Origin of the sequence: Mycobacterium sp., from assembly GCF_051006775.1 — a bacterium.
Taxonomy (GTDB): Bacteria; Actinomycetota; Actinomycetes; order Mycobacteriales; family Mycobacteriaceae; genus Mycobacterium.
Genome location: NZ_JBPCSX010000022.1, coordinates 1 through 14,620, shown reverse-complemented (window position 1 = coordinate 14,620; position 14,620 = coordinate 1). Strand labels below are relative to the sequence as shown.

The following is a 14,620-nucleotide window of genomic DNA, read 5'->3' as shown; positions in this document are numbered from 1 at the left end:
TGATTCATGAGCTTCCCGTATTTCATCTCACCCGAGCAGGCGATGCGTGAGCGCTCCGAGCTCGCGCGCAAAGGTATCGCCCGGGGTCGCAGCGTGGTCGCCCTGGCATACGCCGGCGGTGTGCTGTTCGTCGCCGAGAACCCGTCCCGGTCCTTGCAGAAGGTCAGTGAGATCTACGACCGGGTGGGCTTCGCGGCTGTGGGACGGTTCAACGAGTTCGACAGCCTGCGCCGCGGCGGAATCCAGTACGCCGACACCCGCGGCTACGCCTATGACCGCCGCGATGTGACCGGCCGGCAGCTGGCCAACGTCTACGCCCAGACTCTGGGAACGATCTTCACCGAGCAGGCCAAGCCCTACGAGGTCGAGTTGTGTGTGGCCGAGGTCGCGCACTTCGGCGAGAGCAGACCGGCGGAGCTGTACCGGATCACCTACGACGGGTCGATCGCCGACGAGCCGCATTTTGTGGTGATGGGTGGTACCACCGAGCCGATCATCACCGCGCTCAAGGAGTCCTACTCCGAGAACGCCGAACTCGGCGAGGCGGTCGGCATCGCGGTCAGTGCGCTGCGGGCCGGGATCAGCAGTGCGGCGGGCACGGCCACGCCGGCCGCCGAACCGCGGGTGCTCGGTCCGTCGACCCTGGAGGTTGCGGTCCTGGACGCCAATCGGCCGCGCCGCGCCTTCCGGCGGATCACCGGGCCCGCCCTGGATGCCCTGGTCGGCGAGGACGCCCTCGGGGACGCGCCCGCAGCCAACCCCGCAGCCAACCCCGCAGCCACTGAATCGGCGGACTGACGCTCGATCGGCGGGGACGCCGCGGGGCGGGGAACCGGCAGCGGGTGTCCGGCGCCCGGTAGGCTCCTCACCGTGCAGCGACGGATCATGGGCATCGAGACGGAGTTCGGTGTCACCTGCACCTTTCACGGTCACCGGCGGCTCTCGCCGGATGAGGTGGCCCGCTACCTGTTCCGGCGGGTGGTGTCCTGGGGTCGCAGTTCCAACGTCTTCCTGCGAAACGGGGCGCGGCTGTACCTCGACGTCGGCAGTCACCCCGAGTACGCCACCGCCGAGTGCGACAACCTGCACCAGCTCGTCACCCACGACCGGGCCGGTGAGCGCGTCCTCGAGGATCTCCTGGTCGACGCCGAGCAGCGGCTGGTCGACGAGGGCATCGGCGGGGACATCTATCTGTTCAAGAACAACACCGATTCTGCGGGCAACTCCTACGGCTGCCACGAGAACTATCTGATCGTCCGGGCGGGGGAGTTCTCCCGGATCTCCGATGTGCTGCTGCCCTTCCTGGTGACCCGCCAGCTGATCTGCGGGGCGGGCAAGGTGCTGCAGACACCGAAGGCGGCAACCTTCTGCCTGTCCCAGCGCGCCGAGCACATCTGGGAGGGCGTCTCCAGCGCTACCACCCGGTCCCGTCCGATCATCAACACCCGCGACGAGCCGCACGCCGACGCCGAGAAGTACCGCCGGCTGCACGTCATCGTCGGCGACTCCAATATGAGCGAGACCACCACGATGCTCAAGGTGGGCTCCGCCGCCCTGGTGCTGGAGATGATCGAGGCCGGCATCCCGTTCCGGGACTTCTCCCTGGACAACCCGATCCGGGCCATCCGGGAGGTCAGCCATGACCTGACCGGCCGGCGCCCGGTTCGGCTGGCCGGTGGCCGACAGGCCAGCGCGCTGGACATTCAGCGGGAGTACCACGCCCGGGCCGTCGAGTATCTGCAGTCCCGTGAGCCCAACACCCAGCTCGACCAGGTTGTCGACCTGTGGGGCCGCCAGCTCGATGCGATGGAGAGCCAGGACTTCGCCAAGGTCGACACCGAAATCGACTGGGTGATCAAACGCAAGCTGTTTCAGCGCTACCAGGACCGCTACAGCATGGAGCTGTCGCACCCGAAGATCAGCCAGCTGGATCTGGCCTACCACGACATCAAACGCGGCCGCGGTGTGTTCGACCTGCTGCAGCGCAAGGGTCTGGCCGCCCGGGTCACCACCGACGAGGAGATCGAGGCCGCCGTCGACACCCCGCCGCAGACCACCCGGGCCAAGCTGCGCGGGGAGTTCATCGCCGCCGCCCAGGAAGCCGGCCGTGATTTCACCGTGGACTGGGTGCACCTCAAGCTCAACGATCAGGCCCAGCGCACGGTGCTGTGCAAGGACCCGTTCCGGTCCACCGACGAGCGCGTGAAGCGCTTGATCGCCTCGATGTGACCTAATCTGTCGTCCGTGGGCACTCACACCGCCAAGATCGAACGGTTGATGAATCTGGTCATCGCGCTGTTGTCCACTCGCAGCTACCTGACCGCTGAGAAGATCCGGACGACCGTCATCGGCTACGGGGAACAGAGCGACGAGGCGTTCTCCCGGATGTTCGAGCGGGACAAGAGCGAACTGCGCGATCTGGGCATTCCCCTGGAGACCGGCAAGATCTCTGGCTTCGATCCCATCGAGGGCTATCGCATCAAGCCCGACGACTACGCGCTGCCCGCGGTCGATCTGACTCCCGAGGAGGCGGCCGCGGTCGCGGTGGCCACCAAACTCTGGGAGTCACCGGAACGTATCACCGCCGCGCAGAATGCCGTGCTGAAGTTGCGCGCCGCAGGCGTCGACGTCGACGAGATCGGCGAGGTGTCGATCAGCACCGGCGCGGGCCCGACCGGACTGCGCGGTTCGGATGCCGTCCTCGATGTGCTGCTGGCGGCGATCGACGCCCGGCAGACCGTGCAGTTCCAGCACCGCCCCAATCCGGTCGAGCCCTACAACCTGCGCACCGTCGAACCGTGGGGAGTGTTGACCGCGCGGGGGCGGTGGTATCTGGTCGGCCACGACTGCAATCGCGACGCCATTCGGGTTTTCCGGCTGTCTCGCATCGTCGAGCCCAAAGCCGTTGGGCCGCATGGGGCTTTCGTTGTCCCCGACGGTCAGGACTTGCGGGCGCTCGTCAATAATGCGATCGGTGATGCGGCCAGCGGCGGGCAGGCGCTGGTGTGGGTGGCCGACGGCCACGCGACCGCGCTGCGCCGCCAGGGACGCACCGTCGAGCGGCGCTCGGTGGGCAGTCGCGAGGGCGACGTCATCGAACTGGAGGTGCCGGCGATGGACTGGCTGGCCCGGGAGGTCGCGGGACATGGCGCCGATGCGCTCGTGCTGGAACCGGCGGCGCTGCGCGAGGACGTAGTGGCCCGCCTGAGCGCGCAGGCTGGGGTGATCGCATGACGCCGGTCTCCACCCGCCTGGTGCGCCTGCTCAACATGGTCCCGTACTTTCAGGCCAACCCCGAGGTCACCTATACGAAGGCTGCCGCCGATCTCGGTGTCACCGTCAAACAGTTGAAGGCCGATATCAACCAGTTGTGGATGTGCGGGCTGCCGGGCGGCGCCGGCGGTGACCTGATCGACTTCGAAATGTCTGACGACACGGTCTCGGTCACCTTCTCGGCGGGTATGGACGAGCCGCTGCGGCTCAACCCGACGGAGGCCACCGTCGTGCTGCTCGCCTTACGCGCGCTGTCGGAGATCCAGGGAGTGATGGATCCCGCCGCCGCGCGCAGTGCGATAGCCAAGATCGAGGCGGCCGCCGGCTCCATCGTCGGCGACGACGCAGTCTCCGCCGGGGACGAACCCGCGCCGATCGAAGCGGAGGCTGCCGCCGCAGTCCGCAAGGCGGTCCAGGACTCCCGCGCGGTACGAATCGAGTACTACACAGCCTCCCGCGACGCGCTGTCGGACCGGATCGTCGATCCGATCCGGGTCATCCTGATCGGTGACCACAGTTACCTGGAGGCCTGGTGCCGGGAGGCCGAGGCGGTCCGGCTGTTCCGGTTCGATCGCATCGTGGAGGCCCGTGCGCTCGACGAGCCGTCCGCTCCACCGCGCCCCGCGGTGAACGCCCCGCCGAGTATGGCGCTGTTCGAGGCCGACCCGTCGCTGCCCTCGGCCACCCTGCGGATCGCCCCGCAGGCGGCATGGATGCTCGAGTACTTCCCGGTACGCGTCCTGCGGGAGCTTCCGGACGGCCACTGCGAGGCCGCGATGACCTATGCGGCCGACGAGTGGATGACCAGGCTGATCCTGGGATTCGGCGCCGACGTGCAGGTGCTGGCCCCGGCCTCGCTGGCCGCGGCCGTCCGGCGGTCCGCGACCGCCGCACTGGCCGCCTACGCCGAGCTGGCGGGGTAGCATCGCAATGACGTCTGGAGGTAACTAATGGGTGCTCTCAGTCCGTGGCACTGGGCGATTCTCATTCTCGTGCTCGTGCTGCTCTTCGGTTCCAAGCGGCTGCCCGATGCCGCCCGCTCGCTGGGCAAGTCGATGCGCATCTTCAAAACCGAGGTCAAAGAGCTGCAGGCCGACGGTAAGGCCGAGACTCCGGTCTCTCCCGCCCAGCCCACCCAGGTGAGCTCCGAGCGGGTCGAAGCCCCGGTGACCCCGGCTCCTCCCGCCCAGCCCGGCCCACCGGTTCAGAACCCGTCGGCCTGAGCAATCCGGTACTGCAGCGCCCCCGCGGCGCTGGGTAGACGCCGTGCAGACCCCGAAATTCCTGTCCCGCCTGGACCCCCGTGCGCGGCGCAGCCGTGCCAACCCCGACGGGACCATGTCCCTGGTCGAGCATGTCCGGGAACTGCGGACCCGGCTGCTCATCTCGATGGCCGCGGTGGTGCTGACCACGATCATCGGGTTCATCTGGTACGGCCACAGTCTGTTCGGGATGGAGAGTCTCGGGGAGTGGCTTCGCCACCCCTACTGCGCGCTGCCTCAGTCGGCGCGTGCCGACATCAGCGCCGACGGCGGCTGCCGACTGCTGGCCACCGCGCCGTTCGACCAGTTCATGTTGCGGCTCAAGATGGGACTGACGGCCGGCATCGTGCTGGCCTGCCCGGTGTGGTTTCACCAGCTGTGGGCCTTCATCACCCCGGGGCTGTACAAGGGCGAACGCCGCTTCGCGGTGGCGTTCGTGGTCTCGGCGGCAACCCTGTTCATCGCCGGCGCCGTCCTGGCCTACGTGGTGCTGTCCAAGGCGCTGCACTTCCTGCTGACCGTGGGCAGCGATGTGCAGGTCACCGCGCTCTCCGGCGACCAGTACTTCGGCTTCCTGATCAACCTGCTGCTGGTGTTCGGCGTCAGCTTCGAATTCCCCCTGCTGATCGTCATGCTCAACGCCATCGGGATGCTCAGCTACGAGAAGCTCAAGTCCTGGCGTCGGGGCCTGATCTTCGGGGTGTTCGCCTTCGCGGCGATCGCCACACCGGGACAGGACCCGTTCTCCATGCTGGCACTGGGCCTGGCGCTGACGCTGCTGCTGGAGTTCGCCATCCAGATCACCCGGATCCACGACCGGCGCAAGGCCAGGCGCGAGGCCCGGATCGACATCCCCGACGACCAGGCCGCCACGATCGAGGCACCGGATCCAGTGGCCGCTCATGACGACATCACCTGAGATCGCCGCGGATTCCCGGCTTGCGGACTTCGTCACCGGCCTGACCTTCCGGCTCGATCCGTTCCAGGCGCAGGCCTGCGCGGCACTGGAACTCGGGCACGGGGTACTGGTGTGTGCGCCGACCGGCGCGGGCAAGACGGTGGTCGGTGAGTTCGCGGTGCACCTGGCGCTGGCGGCCGGGCAGAAGTGCTTCTACACCACGCCGATCAAGGCGCTGAGCAATCAGAAGCACAACGACCTTGTGCGTCGCTACGGCGCGGACAAGATCGGGTTGCTCACCGGCGATCAGGCGATCAACGGCGATGCGCCGGTGGTGGTGATGACCACCGAGGTTCTGCGCAACATGCTCTACGCGGGTTCGCCTGCGCTGCAGGGACTTTCCTATGTCGTGATGGACGAGGTGCACTTCCTCGCCGACCGCATGCGCGGGGCGGTCTGGGAGGAGGTGATCCTGCATCTGCCCGAGGAGGTCCGGCTGGTCAGCCTGTCGGCCACCGTCAGCAACGCCGAGGAGTTCGGCGGCTGGATCAAGACCGTGCGCGGGGACACCACCGTGGTGGTCGACGAGCACCGCCCCGTCCCACTCTGGCAGCACGTGCTCGTCGGCAAGCGGCTGTTCGATCTCTTCGACTACGAGTCGGCGGGTGATCGGCCCGGTCGGGCCCACCTCGTCGACCCCGAACTGGCCCGCCATATCGCCAACCGCCGGGAGGCCGAACGGCTGACCGATTGGCAGCCGCGCCGCCGCGGCCCGGGCCGTTCGGGTGGTTCGGGCGGTGCGGGCGGTTCGGGGATCTACCGTCCGCCGTCGCGACCCGATGTCATCGCCACCCTGGACCGCGAGGGCCTGCTGCCGGCGATCACCTTCATCTTCTCCCGAGCCGGTTGCGACGCTGCCGTCAAACAGTGCCTGCGCAGTTCGCTGAAGCTGACCACGCCTGAGGATCAGGTCCGGATCGCCGAGGTGATCGACCGCCGGTGCGCCGATCTGGCTGACGCCGACCTCGAGGTGCTCGACTACTACGAGTTTCGGGAAGGTCTGTTGCGCGGGCTGGCCGCCCACCACGCCGGGATGCTGCCGACCTTCCGGCACACCGTCGAGGAGTTGTTCACCGCGGGACTTGTGAAGGCCGTATTCGCCACCGAGACACTGGCTTTGGGGATCAACATGCCCGCCCGCACGGTGGTGCTGGAGAAGCTGGTCAAGTTCAACGGTGAGCAGCACATGCCGCTGACACCGGGGGAGTACACCCAGCTGACCGGTCGGGCGGGACGGCGCGGCATCGACGTCGAAGGTCACGCGGTGGTGCTCTGGAACCCGCAGGACGCCACCGCCGAGCCGACCGAGATCGCCGGTCTGGCCTCCACCCGCACCTTCCCGCTGCGCAGTTCGTTCGCGCCGTCCTACAACATGACCATCAACCTGGTCAGCCAGATGGGTCCGGAGCAGGCGCATGCGCTGCTGGAGCGGTCCTTCGCCCAGTTCCAGGCGGACAAGTCGGTGGTCGGACTGGTGCGCGGCGCGCAACGCGGCGAGACAATGCTCGACGAGATCGCCGCCGAACTGGACTGGGACCGGCGCGCCAAGCCCACCGAGCCGGCCATCCTGGACTACGCCCGGCTGCGGGCCAGGATCGGAGAACGGGAGCGGTCGCAGTCCCGCGCCTCCCGATTGCAGCGCCGGCAGGTTGCCACCGACGCGCTGGCGGCATTGCGCCGCGGCGACATCATCAACATCACCCAGGGCCGCCGCGGCGGGCTTGCGGTTGTTCTGGAGCCGGCCCGCGACGGCGATGACCCCAGGCCGCTGGTTTTGACCGAAGACCGTTGGGCCGGAAGGATCTCCACCGCCGACTACACCGGTGCGGCCGGGCCGATCGGTTCGATGGCACTGCCCAAGCGGGTCGAACACCGTCAGCCCAAGGTGCGCCGCGACCTGGCCTCGGCGCTGCGTTCAGCAGGGGAGGGCCTGGTGATCGCGCCCCGCAAGCGGGGCGGTGGTGGTGACCCGCTCTCAAGTCAGGATCCCGACGTCGACCCCGAACTGCTGAAGTTGCGCGAGCAGATGCGACAGCACCCGGGCCACCGGATCGCCGACCGGGATGCCCAGGTCCGGATCGCGGAGCGGTATCTGCGGATGGAGCGCGATAACGAACAGATCCGCGCCAAGGTCAGCGCCGCCACCAACTCGCTGGCCCGCACCTTCGACCGGATCGTGGTCCTGCTCAGTGAGCGGGGGTACATCGCCGCCAAGGAGGATCGACTGCAGGTGACCGATGCCGGACGGCTGCTGGCCCGGATCTACAGCGAGAGCGACCTGCTGGTCGCCGAGTGCCTACGCACCGGGATCTGGAAGGGATTGCAGCCGGCCGAGTTGGCGGCAGCGCTGTCTGCGATGGTCTTCGAGTCCCGCGGCGGGGACGGGCCCACTCCCACGAGCGCCATCGACATGCCCACCCCGGCGGTGCGCCGGGCGCTGGCCGAGACCCGCCGGATGTCCGGGCAGTTGCGGGCCGACGAGCAACGTCACCGGCTCAACCCCACCCGCGAGCCGGACGAGGGTTTCGTGCCGGCCGTGCACCGCTGGGCCACCAGCGGCAACCTGTCCGCCGCGCTGGACGCATCCGATGTCGCCGGGAACGGCTCGCCGATGTCGGCCGGCGACTTCGTGCGATGGTGCCGACAGGTGCTCGACCTGCTCGATCAAGTGCGCAACGCCGCACCGGAGAGCAGTGTCCGAACCGCCGCGAAACGCGCGATCGACGACATCCGGCGCGGCGTCGTGGCTGTTGACAGCGGGTAGGGTGATCCAAACGCTACGGTGGGACCGGCGAAACCGTAGAACGGCGAAACCGTAGAACGGCGACACCAGAACAAGGAGAGACGATGAGCGGACCGCAGGGATCTGACCCCAACCTCTGGCAGGGTCAGGATCAGCCTGCCCAGGGTTCTGATCAGCCCCAGGCATGGCCGCCCGCGGGATCCGAGACCCCGGCGTGGCAGCAGCCCGGCACCGAGGCTCCGGCCTGGCAGCCGCCGGCCTATCCGCAGCAGTACCAGTACGGCCAGCCGCAGGGTTATCCGGCAGCACCGCCCTACGGCGCGCCCGAGTACGGCGGTTATGCCCAGCCCGGGCAGTACGGCCAGCCCGGCTACGGCCCGCCGCCGCAGTACGGCCAGTACCCGCAGCCGGGCCAGTACCCCGGTCAGCCCGGTCAGTACAACCCCTATGCCGTCCCGGGTACCCCCGAGGCCGGCAGGAAGTCTACGAAGGCCCTCGGCGTCGTGCTCGGTGCGATCGCCGCGGTGGCGGTGCTCGCCGTGCTGATCCTGGGTTTCTGGAAGCCTGGCTTCTTCGTCACCACCAAACTCGACGTGAACAAGGCCCAGCAGGGCGTGCAGCAGATCCTCACCGACGAGTCCAACGGTTATGGCGCCAAGAACGTCAAGGATGTCAAGTGCAACAACGGTGCCAACCCGACGGTCAAGAAGGGTGACACCTTCACCTGCGAGGTCAGCATCGATGGCACCAAGCGCCAGGTGACGGTCACCTTCCAGGACGACAAGGGCACCTACGAGGTCGGCCGGCCGAAGTAGCGCCCCCGGGCGCGAGCGTGCGTGTCGGTGCGCTGACACGCCGTGGGGGCGTGCAGTTTGCGCACGTTCGCGGCTAGCTGGGCGGTCCGTCCAGTGCCTTCTGCAGGCGGGCGATCGGCGAACCGATCCCGTAGGCCTCGGCCAGGTCCGCCACCCGCTTCGGGTCGGCGGCGTGCAACGGCAACGCATCGCTGTCGGTGTAGAAGTGCACCGGTGCGTCGCGTGCGACTCTGACCACCGGTCCGGCGGCCTCGATGTAGTCGGTTGCGGCGAGCAGCTTCGCGCGAAAAGCCTTGGGCAGATCGGATTTCGGATCGTGCGCAGCGGTCAGGATGTTCTCCAGCGACCCGTACCTGGTGAGCATGGTGGCGGCGGTCTTCTCGCCGACGCCGGGAACGCCGGGTAGTCCGTCGGAGGGGTCGCCGCGTAGCAGGGCCAGCTCGGCGTAGGCGTCACCGGCGCGGTCCGGTGGAAGGCCGTAACGTTCGGCGACCTCGGCGGGCCCGAACGTCGTCGCCTTTTTCAAGCCCTGGCCCAGATAGAGCACCCGGACAGCCACCGGATCGTCGCCGACCAACTGCAGTAGGTCGCGGTCGCCGCTCACCACCACCACAGGATCGTTGCGCTCCGCCGCAGCCAGGGTGCCCAGCACATCGTCGGCCTCGTAGCCGTCCGCGCCTGCGGTGGCGATGCCGTAGGCCTCCAGAACCTCCATGATCATGTCGACCTGGGGGCTGAGATCATCGGGCACCTCTTCGATCTCGGCGGCTTCGGCGATCTCATCGACTTCGGCTGCCACACGGTGCGCCTTGTACGACGGGATCAGGTCCACCCGCCAGGCCGGGCGCCAGTCCAGGTCCAGACACACCACCAGGCGTGCGGGCCGTTCCCGGGTGATCAGGGTGGCGACGGCGTCGATGAATCCGCGCAGCGCATTGACCGGCCGGCCATCCGGCGCGGTCAACGAGGAGGGCAGCCCGAAATAGGACCGGAACCACATACTGGCCCCGTCGAGCAGGAGAACCGGTGCCGACATAGGGGTCCACGCTAGCCTGACTGATATGACGGCCCGGTTCTCCCATGAGGTGTACGCCCGCCGACTGGCGGCCGCCGCTGAGGGTGCGCGCAGCGCCGGCCTTGCCGGCCTGGTGATCACCCCCGGGTATGACCTGCGCTATCTGATCGGTTCGCGGGCGCAGACTTTCGAGCGGCTCACCGCACTGGTGATCCCCGCATCAGGCGGGCCGATGGTCGTGGTGCCCCGGCTGGAACTGGCCGCGCTGCGGGAGTCCGCCGTCGGTGAACTGGGTCTGTCGGTGCAGGACTGGGTGGATGGCGAGAACCCCTACGTCACGGTGGCCGATGCACTCGGCGGGCACGCGCGGATAGCGGTAACCGACTCGATGCCCGCACTGCATCTGCTGCCGCTGGCCGAGCGCCTCGGCGCGGTGCCGGTGCTGGCCACCGGTGTGCTGTCCGCGTTGCGGATGGTCAAGGATCGCAGCGAGATCGAGGTGCTGCACCGGGCCGGCGCGGCCATCGACCGGGTGCACTCCCGGGTACCGCAGTTCCTCAAGCCCGGACGCACCGAGGCCGAGGTCGCCGCGGATATCACCAAAGCCATTGTCGCCGAAGGTCATTCGGAAGCTGCGTTCGTCATCGTCGGCTCAGGGCCACACGGCGCAGACCCGCACCATGAGTGTTCCGATCGGGTGCTACAGGCCGGTGACATCGTCGTCGTCGATATCGGCGGTCCGGTTGAACCCGGGTACAACTCCGACTGCACCCGGACCTACAGCCTCGGTGAGCCCACCGCCGAGATCGCGCAGCAGTACGCGGTGCTGCAACGCGCACAGGCGGCCGCTGTCGCAGCCGTCCGACCCGGCGTGACTGCCGAACAGGTCGACGCTGCCGCGCGCGACACCCTCGCCGAGGCCGGTTTGGCGGAGTACTTCGTGCACCGCACCGGACACGGCATCGGACTGTCTGTCCACGAGGAGCCCTACATCGTGGCCGGTAACGACATCGCGCTCACCGAGGGTATGGCGTTCAGCGTGGAGCCCGGGATCTACCTACCCGGCCAGTGGGGCGCGCGGATCGAAGACATCGTCATCGTCACCGCCGACGGAGCCATGGCGGTCAACAACCGCCCGCACGATCTGACGGTGGTGCCGGTCTAGCCGGATCTAATCCGCCGCGTGGTCCAGCAGCGTCGAGGAACCCAGTACGCGTTTGACGAGCACCTCGATCACCACCCGCTGCGGGTTGGGTTTGGGCGTGCGATAGCGCTGGGCGTAGCGGACCTCGGCGTCGCGCACCGCATCCGGTTCGCGGTTGACGCTGGCGATCCCCTCCAGGGACAGCCAGCGACCGCCGTCCACCTGTGAAAGCACCCCGACCCGGCTGCGCTCGGCGTTGACCGCCTTCTGCGACCCGTCGCTGGTGATTACCCGGGCGATATGGGTGTCGGGGTCGAAGGTGAACCCGACGGCGACCACATGTGGTGAGCCGTCGGTCCGCAAGGTGGTGAGCATCGCCAGGTGGCGTTCGGTCAGGAACTCGAGCGCATCACTGGTCAGCCGGGCAGTGGACATTAGGGCTCACGCTAGCGCAGGGGATAATCCGTTCCATGGATTCCCGGGGCGCGACACACGGCGATGTCGTGGTGGTCTTCGGCGGCCGCAGCGAGATCGGTGTCGAACTCGCCACCCGGCTCGCCCCCGGGGCGACGGTCGTGCTGGCTGCGCGGGGCGCAGACCGGCTCGGTGAGCAGCTGGCGGCGGTGCGGGCTGCCGGGGCGGTAGCCGTGCACGCGGTCGAGTTCGATGCCGATGATCTCGACTCGCACAGCGCCCTCGTGGACCGGATCATCGCCGAGCACGGGCCGATCAGTACCGCTGTCCTGGCTTTCGGCATCCTCGGCGACCAGGCTCGCGCACAGGCCGACCCCGCGCACGCGGTGGCAGTCGTGCACACCGACTACGTCGCGCAGGTCAGCCTGCTGACAGTGCTGGCCGGTGCGATGCGTGCCGCGAGCCGGGGCAGCCTGGTGGTGTTCTCCTCGGTGGCCGGTGTCCGGGTGCGCCGGGCCAACTACGTCTACGGGTCGGCCAAGGCGGGGTTGGACGGGTTCGCCAGCGGGCTGTCCGACGCGCTGTTCGGCACCGGGGTAAGCCTGCTGATCGTCCGGCCCGGATTCGTGATCGGCCGGATGACCGAGGGTATGGACCCGGCTCCGCTGTCGAGTACGCCGGCTCAGGTGGCCGAGGCGACGGCGCGGGCGCTGGCGAAGGGGCGACGCACGGTGTGGGTGCCGTGGGCGCTGCGGCCGGTGTTCTTCGGGATGAGGCTGCTGCCGCAGGCGATCTGGCGGAGGATGCCCCGGTGATTGTTGTGGTGGGTATCGGCGCCGACGGCATGGCGGGCTTGGCTGCGGAATCGCGGCGGGAACTGCAGAGCGCCACAGTGATTTACGGCTCGCCGCGCCAGCTCGACCTGCTCGACGACACCGTCAGCGCGCCGAGGCGCCCCTGGCCGAGCCCGATGCTGCCCGCCCTGGAGCAACTACTCGATGACGAACCGGCCGAGCGCATCCATGTCGTCGCCAGTGGTGACCCGCTGCTGCACGGTATCGGCGGATCGCTGATCCGGCTGCACGGCGCCGGGCGGGTGCGGGTGCTTCCGCATATGTCCTCGGTGACCCTGGCCTGTGCGCGCATGGGCTGGAACACCCAGGACACCGAGATCATCAGCCTGGTGACCGCCCCGGTGCATACCGCGGTGCGCCGCGGGGGTCAGGCCGTGGTGCTGTGCCGCGACGCGACGACGCCGGCAGAGCTGGCGGCGGTGCTCACCGAAACCGGCCGCGGCGCATCGGAATTCGCCGTCCTGGAACAGCTGGGCGGTCCGAGGGAGCGGATCCGCGAAAGCTCCGCCGGCGCCTGGGCTGCGGACCCGCAGCCTGACGTCGATGATCTCACCATCGTCGCGGTGCGCTACCTGCCCGACGAGCGACTCGGGCACAGCCTGGGTGATGACGCCTTGGCTCACGATGGGCAGATCACCAAGCGCACGATCCGGGCCGTCACCCTTGCCGCGCTCGCCCCGCGGCCCGGTGAATTGCTGTGGGACGTCGGCGCCGGATCGGGAAGTGTCGCCGTGGAGTGGTGCGGCGCCGCGCCCGGTTGCCGCGCAGTCGCGTTCGAGAGCAAGCCGCAACGTCGCGCCAATATCGCCGCCAATGCCCGTGCTCACGGCGCGGATATCGATGTCCGCGCCGACGCGCCCGCCGCCTTCGATGGCGCCCCGAGGCCGAATGCGATCTTCATCGGCGGTGGACTGACCGGCAGTGGCATGGTGGGTGCCTGTGTCGACCGATTACCGGCGGGCGGACGTCTGGTGGTCAACGCGGTCACGGCAGAGTCCGAAGCCCTTCTGGTGGAATGGCATTCGCGCCTCGGTGGCGAACTGCACCGCTTTCAGCATTACCACGGCGAGCCGCTCGGCGGGTTCACCGGCTGGCGTCCGCAGATGCCGATCACGCAGTGGTCTGTGACCGTCCTATGACGGTGTATTTCATCGGCGCCGGCCCGGGGGCCGCTGATCTGATCACCGTGCGTGGACAACGGCTCATTCAGCGCTGCGCGGTCTGCCTGTATGCCGGTTCGATCATGCCCGACGATCTGCTGGCGCTGTGCCCGCCGGACTCCAGGGTGGTCGACACCGGGCCGCTGGATCTCGAGCAGATCATCGCCGAGATCGCCGCCGCGCATGCCGCCGGGCATGATGTCGCCCGACTGCACTCCGGTGACCCGTCGCTCTACAGCGCGGTCGCCGAACAGAGTCGCCGGCTTGACGAACTCGGCATCGACTACGAGATCGTTCCCGGTGTGTCGGCCTACGCCGCCGCGGCGGCTGTGCTGGGTCGTGAGCTGACGGTGCCCGGGGTGGCCCAGACGGTGACGCTGACCCGGGTGTCCACCCTGTCCACAGCGATGCCCGATGGCGAGGATCTTTCCGCCCTGGCCGCGCCCGGCGCCACGCTGGTGATCCACCTCGCCGCCCACCGTATCGACGCGATCGTGCCCCAACTGCTGGCCGGCGGCTACACCGAGGGCACCCCGGTGGCGGTGGTCGCCTTCGCCAGCTGGCCGCAGCAGGTGGTGCTGCGCGGCACCCTGGCCGATATCGCCGCCCAGATGCACGCTGCTGAGATCACCCGGACGGCGGTGATCATCGTCGGCGAAGTCCTTGCCGCCGAAGGTTTTCCGGACAGCTACCTGTACTCCGCGGGACGTACGCGCGGAACCCGGCACTGATGCGGGTGCTGCTGCTCGGCGGCACCGCCGAGGGCCGGGAACTGGCAGCTCGGCTGCATCCGCGGACCGATGTCATCAGCTCGCTGGCGGGGCGGGTACCCGACCCGGCGCTTCCGGTCGGCGCTGTGCGGATCGGCGGCTTCGGGGGAGTCGAGGGTCTGCGGCAATGGCTGCGCGACAACGACATCACCGCGGTCATCGACGCCACCCATCCGTTCGCTGCCACCATGACGGCCAACGCGGCAGCGGCC

At 68.7% G+C, this 14,620-nt stretch carries 15 protein-coding genes; 13 read left to right on the top strand and 2 right to left on the bottom strand.

All coding sequences use genetic code 11. The features are described 5' to 3' along the window. Positions 1 to 6: 6 nt before the first annotated feature. The 8 genes from prcA to ACR2JI_RS01355 all read left to right on the top strand — a co-directional run bounded on the left by prcA (position 7) and on the right by ACR2JI_RS01355 (position 9,051). The gene (prcA, locus tag ACR2JI_RS01390) at positions 7 to 798 is read left to right on the top strand and encodes a proteasome subunit alpha (RefSeq protein ID WP_526387232.1); all 792 of its coding nucleotides are present in this window, start codon (positions 7 to 9) and stop codon (positions 796 to 798) included. Positions 799 to 870: 72 nt separating this feature from the next. Next, positions 871 to 2,229 carry a Pup--protein ligase gene (pafA, locus tag ACR2JI_RS01385; protein WP_526387230.1) on the top strand — a complete coding sequence of 453 codons (1,359 nt, stop codon included), beginning with the start codon at positions 871 to 873 and terminating at the stop codon, positions 2,227 to 2,229. A 48-nt stretch (positions 2,230 to 2,277) separates the two neighbouring features. Continuing rightward, a complete protein-coding gene (locus ACR2JI_RS01380; protein ID WP_526387271.1) occupies positions 2,278 to 3,234 on the top strand; it encodes a helix-turn-helix transcriptional regulator in 957 nt (318 codons plus the stop codon). Beyond that, positions 3,231 to 4,196 carry a helix-turn-helix transcriptional regulator gene (locus ACR2JI_RS01375; RefSeq protein WP_526387227.1) on the top strand — a complete coding sequence of 322 codons (966 nt, stop codon included), beginning with the start codon at positions 3,231 to 3,233 and terminating at the stop codon, positions 4,194 to 4,196. Before ACR2JI_RS01380 ends, ACR2JI_RS01375 begins: the two co-directional genes overlap by 4 nt. A 27-nt stretch (positions 4,197 to 4,223) precedes the next feature. Further along, positions 4,224 to 4,496: a Sec-independent protein translocase subunit TatA gene (tatA, locus tag ACR2JI_RS01370; protein ID WP_526387225.1), complete on the top strand. Its 273-nt coding sequence runs from the start codon at positions 4,224 to 4,226 to the stop codon at positions 4,494 to 4,496. A gap of 115 nt (positions 4,497 to 4,611) precedes the next feature. Next, complete coding sequence (gene tatC, locus ACR2JI_RS01365; protein ID WP_526387269.1) at positions 4,612 to 5,454, top strand: twin-arginine translocase subunit TatC; 843 nt, start codon at positions 4,612 to 4,614, stop codon at positions 5,452 to 5,454. Next, complete coding sequence (locus ACR2JI_RS01360) at positions 5,438 to 8,257, top strand: DEAD/DEAH box helicase (protein ID WP_526387223.1); 2,820 nt, start codon at positions 5,438 to 5,440, stop codon at positions 8,255 to 8,257. Before tatC ends, ACR2JI_RS01360 begins: the two co-directional genes overlap by 17 nt. 83 nt (positions 8,258 to 8,340) lie before the next feature. Then, positions 8,341 to 9,051, top strand: a complete 711-nt coding sequence (locus ACR2JI_RS01355) for a DUF4333 domain-containing protein (RefSeq protein WP_526387221.1) — start codon at positions 8,341 to 8,343, stop codon at positions 9,049 to 9,051. A gap of 73 nt (positions 9,052 to 9,124) precedes the next feature. Here the strand turns inward: ACR2JI_RS01355 and ACR2JI_RS01350 are convergent, their stop codons facing one another. Then, positions 9,125 to 10,087: a 5'-3' exonuclease gene (locus tag ACR2JI_RS01350; protein ID WP_526387219.1), complete on the bottom strand. Its 963-nt coding sequence runs from the start codon at positions 10,085 to 10,087 to the stop codon at positions 9,125 to 9,127. Positions 10,088 to 10,112: 25 nt separating this feature from the next. Between ACR2JI_RS01350 and ACR2JI_RS01345 the strand changes: the two genes are divergently transcribed. Beyond that, positions 10,113 to 11,231 (top strand): M24 family metallopeptidase, encoded by a 1,119-nt coding sequence (locus ACR2JI_RS01345; protein WP_526387217.1) that lies wholly within the window; start codon positions 10,113 to 10,115, stop codon positions 11,229 to 11,231. A 6-nt stretch (positions 11,232 to 11,237) separates the two neighbouring features. On the opposite strand, the gene ACR2JI_RS01340 is transcribed toward ACR2JI_RS01345, so the two are convergent. Continuing rightward, positions 11,238 to 11,645 (bottom strand): PPOX class F420-dependent oxidoreductase, encoded by a 408-nt coding sequence (locus tag ACR2JI_RS01340; protein WP_526387215.1) that lies wholly within the window; start codon positions 11,643 to 11,645, stop codon positions 11,238 to 11,240. Between the two features lie 35 nt (positions 11,646 to 11,680). On the opposite strand from ACR2JI_RS01340, the gene dprE2 reads away from it, so the two are divergent. The 4 genes from dprE2 to ACR2JI_RS01320 form a co-directional block, all read left to right on the top strand. Continuing rightward, positions 11,681 to 12,439 (top strand): decaprenylphospho-beta-D-erythro-pentofuranosid-2-ulose 2-reductase, encoded by a 759-nt coding sequence (gene dprE2, locus ACR2JI_RS01335; protein ID WP_526387213.1) that lies wholly within the window; start codon positions 11,681 to 11,683, stop codon positions 12,437 to 12,439. Continuing rightward, entirely contained in the window at positions 12,436 to 13,617 is a 1,182-nt protein-coding gene (gene cbiE / locus ACR2JI_RS01330; RefSeq protein ID WP_526387211.1) for a precorrin-6y C5,15-methyltransferase (decarboxylating) subunit CbiE, read from the top strand. Before dprE2 ends, cbiE begins: the two co-directional genes overlap by 4 nt. Continuing rightward, positions 13,614 to 14,369 carry a precorrin-4 C(11)-methyltransferase gene (cobM, locus tag ACR2JI_RS01325; RefSeq protein ID WP_526387209.1) on the top strand — a complete coding sequence of 252 codons (756 nt, stop codon included), beginning with the start codon at positions 13,614 to 13,616 and terminating at the stop codon, positions 14,367 to 14,369. Before cbiE ends, cobM begins: the two co-directional genes overlap by 4 nt. Beyond that, positions 14,369 to 14,620: precorrin-6A/cobalt-precorrin-6A reductase (locus ACR2JI_RS01320; RefSeq protein ID WP_526387207.1), on the top strand; the 252-nt coding region annotated here is incomplete at its 3' end. The genes cobM and ACR2JI_RS01320, both read left to right, overlap by 1 nt.

Bases quoted from the DNA above. Each gene is read 5' to 3' on its own strand.
- prcA (WP_526387232.1), top strand. From the start codon at position 7: ATGAGCTTCCCGTATTTCATCTCACCCGAGCAGGCGATGCGTGAGCGC.
- ACR2JI_RS01380 (WP_526387271.1), top strand. From the start codon at position 2,278: ATGAATCTGGTCATCGCGCTGTTGTCCACTCGCAGCTACCTGACCGCT.
- ACR2JI_RS01375 (WP_526387227.1), top strand. From the start codon at position 3,231: ATGACGCCGGTCTCCACCCGCCTGGTGCGCCTGCTCAACATGGTCCCG.
- tatA (WP_526387225.1), top strand. From the start codon at position 4,224: ATGGGTGCTCTCAGTCCGTGGCACTGGGCGATTCTCATTCTCGTGCTC.
- tatC (WP_526387269.1), top strand. From the start codon at position 4,612: ATGTCCCTGGTCGAGCATGTCCGGGAACTGCGGACCCGGCTGCTCATC.
- ACR2JI_RS01360 (WP_526387223.1), top strand. From the start codon at position 5,438: ATGACGACATCACCTGAGATCGCCGCGGATTCCCGGCTTGCGGACTTC.
- ACR2JI_RS01355 (WP_526387221.1), top strand. From the start codon at position 8,341: ATGAGCGGACCGCAGGGATCTGACCCCAACCTCTGGCAGGGTCAGGAT.
- ACR2JI_RS01350 (WP_526387219.1), bottom strand. From the start codon at position 10,087: ATGTCGGCACCGGTTCTCCTGCTCGACGGGGCCAGTATGTGGTTCCGG.
- ACR2JI_RS01345 (WP_526387217.1), top strand. From the start codon at position 10,113: ATGACGGCCCGGTTCTCCCATGAGGTGTACGCCCGCCGACTGGCGGCC.
- ACR2JI_RS01340 (WP_526387215.1), bottom strand. From the start codon at position 11,645: ATGTCCACTGCCCGGCTGACCAGTGATGCGCTCGAGTTCCTGACCGAA.
- dprE2 (WP_526387213.1), top strand. From the start codon at position 11,681: ATGGATTCCCGGGGCGCGACACACGGCGATGTCGTGGTGGTCTTCGGC.
- cobM (WP_526387209.1), top strand. From the start codon at position 13,614: ATGACGGTGTATTTCATCGGCGCCGGCCCGGGGGCCGCTGATCTGATC.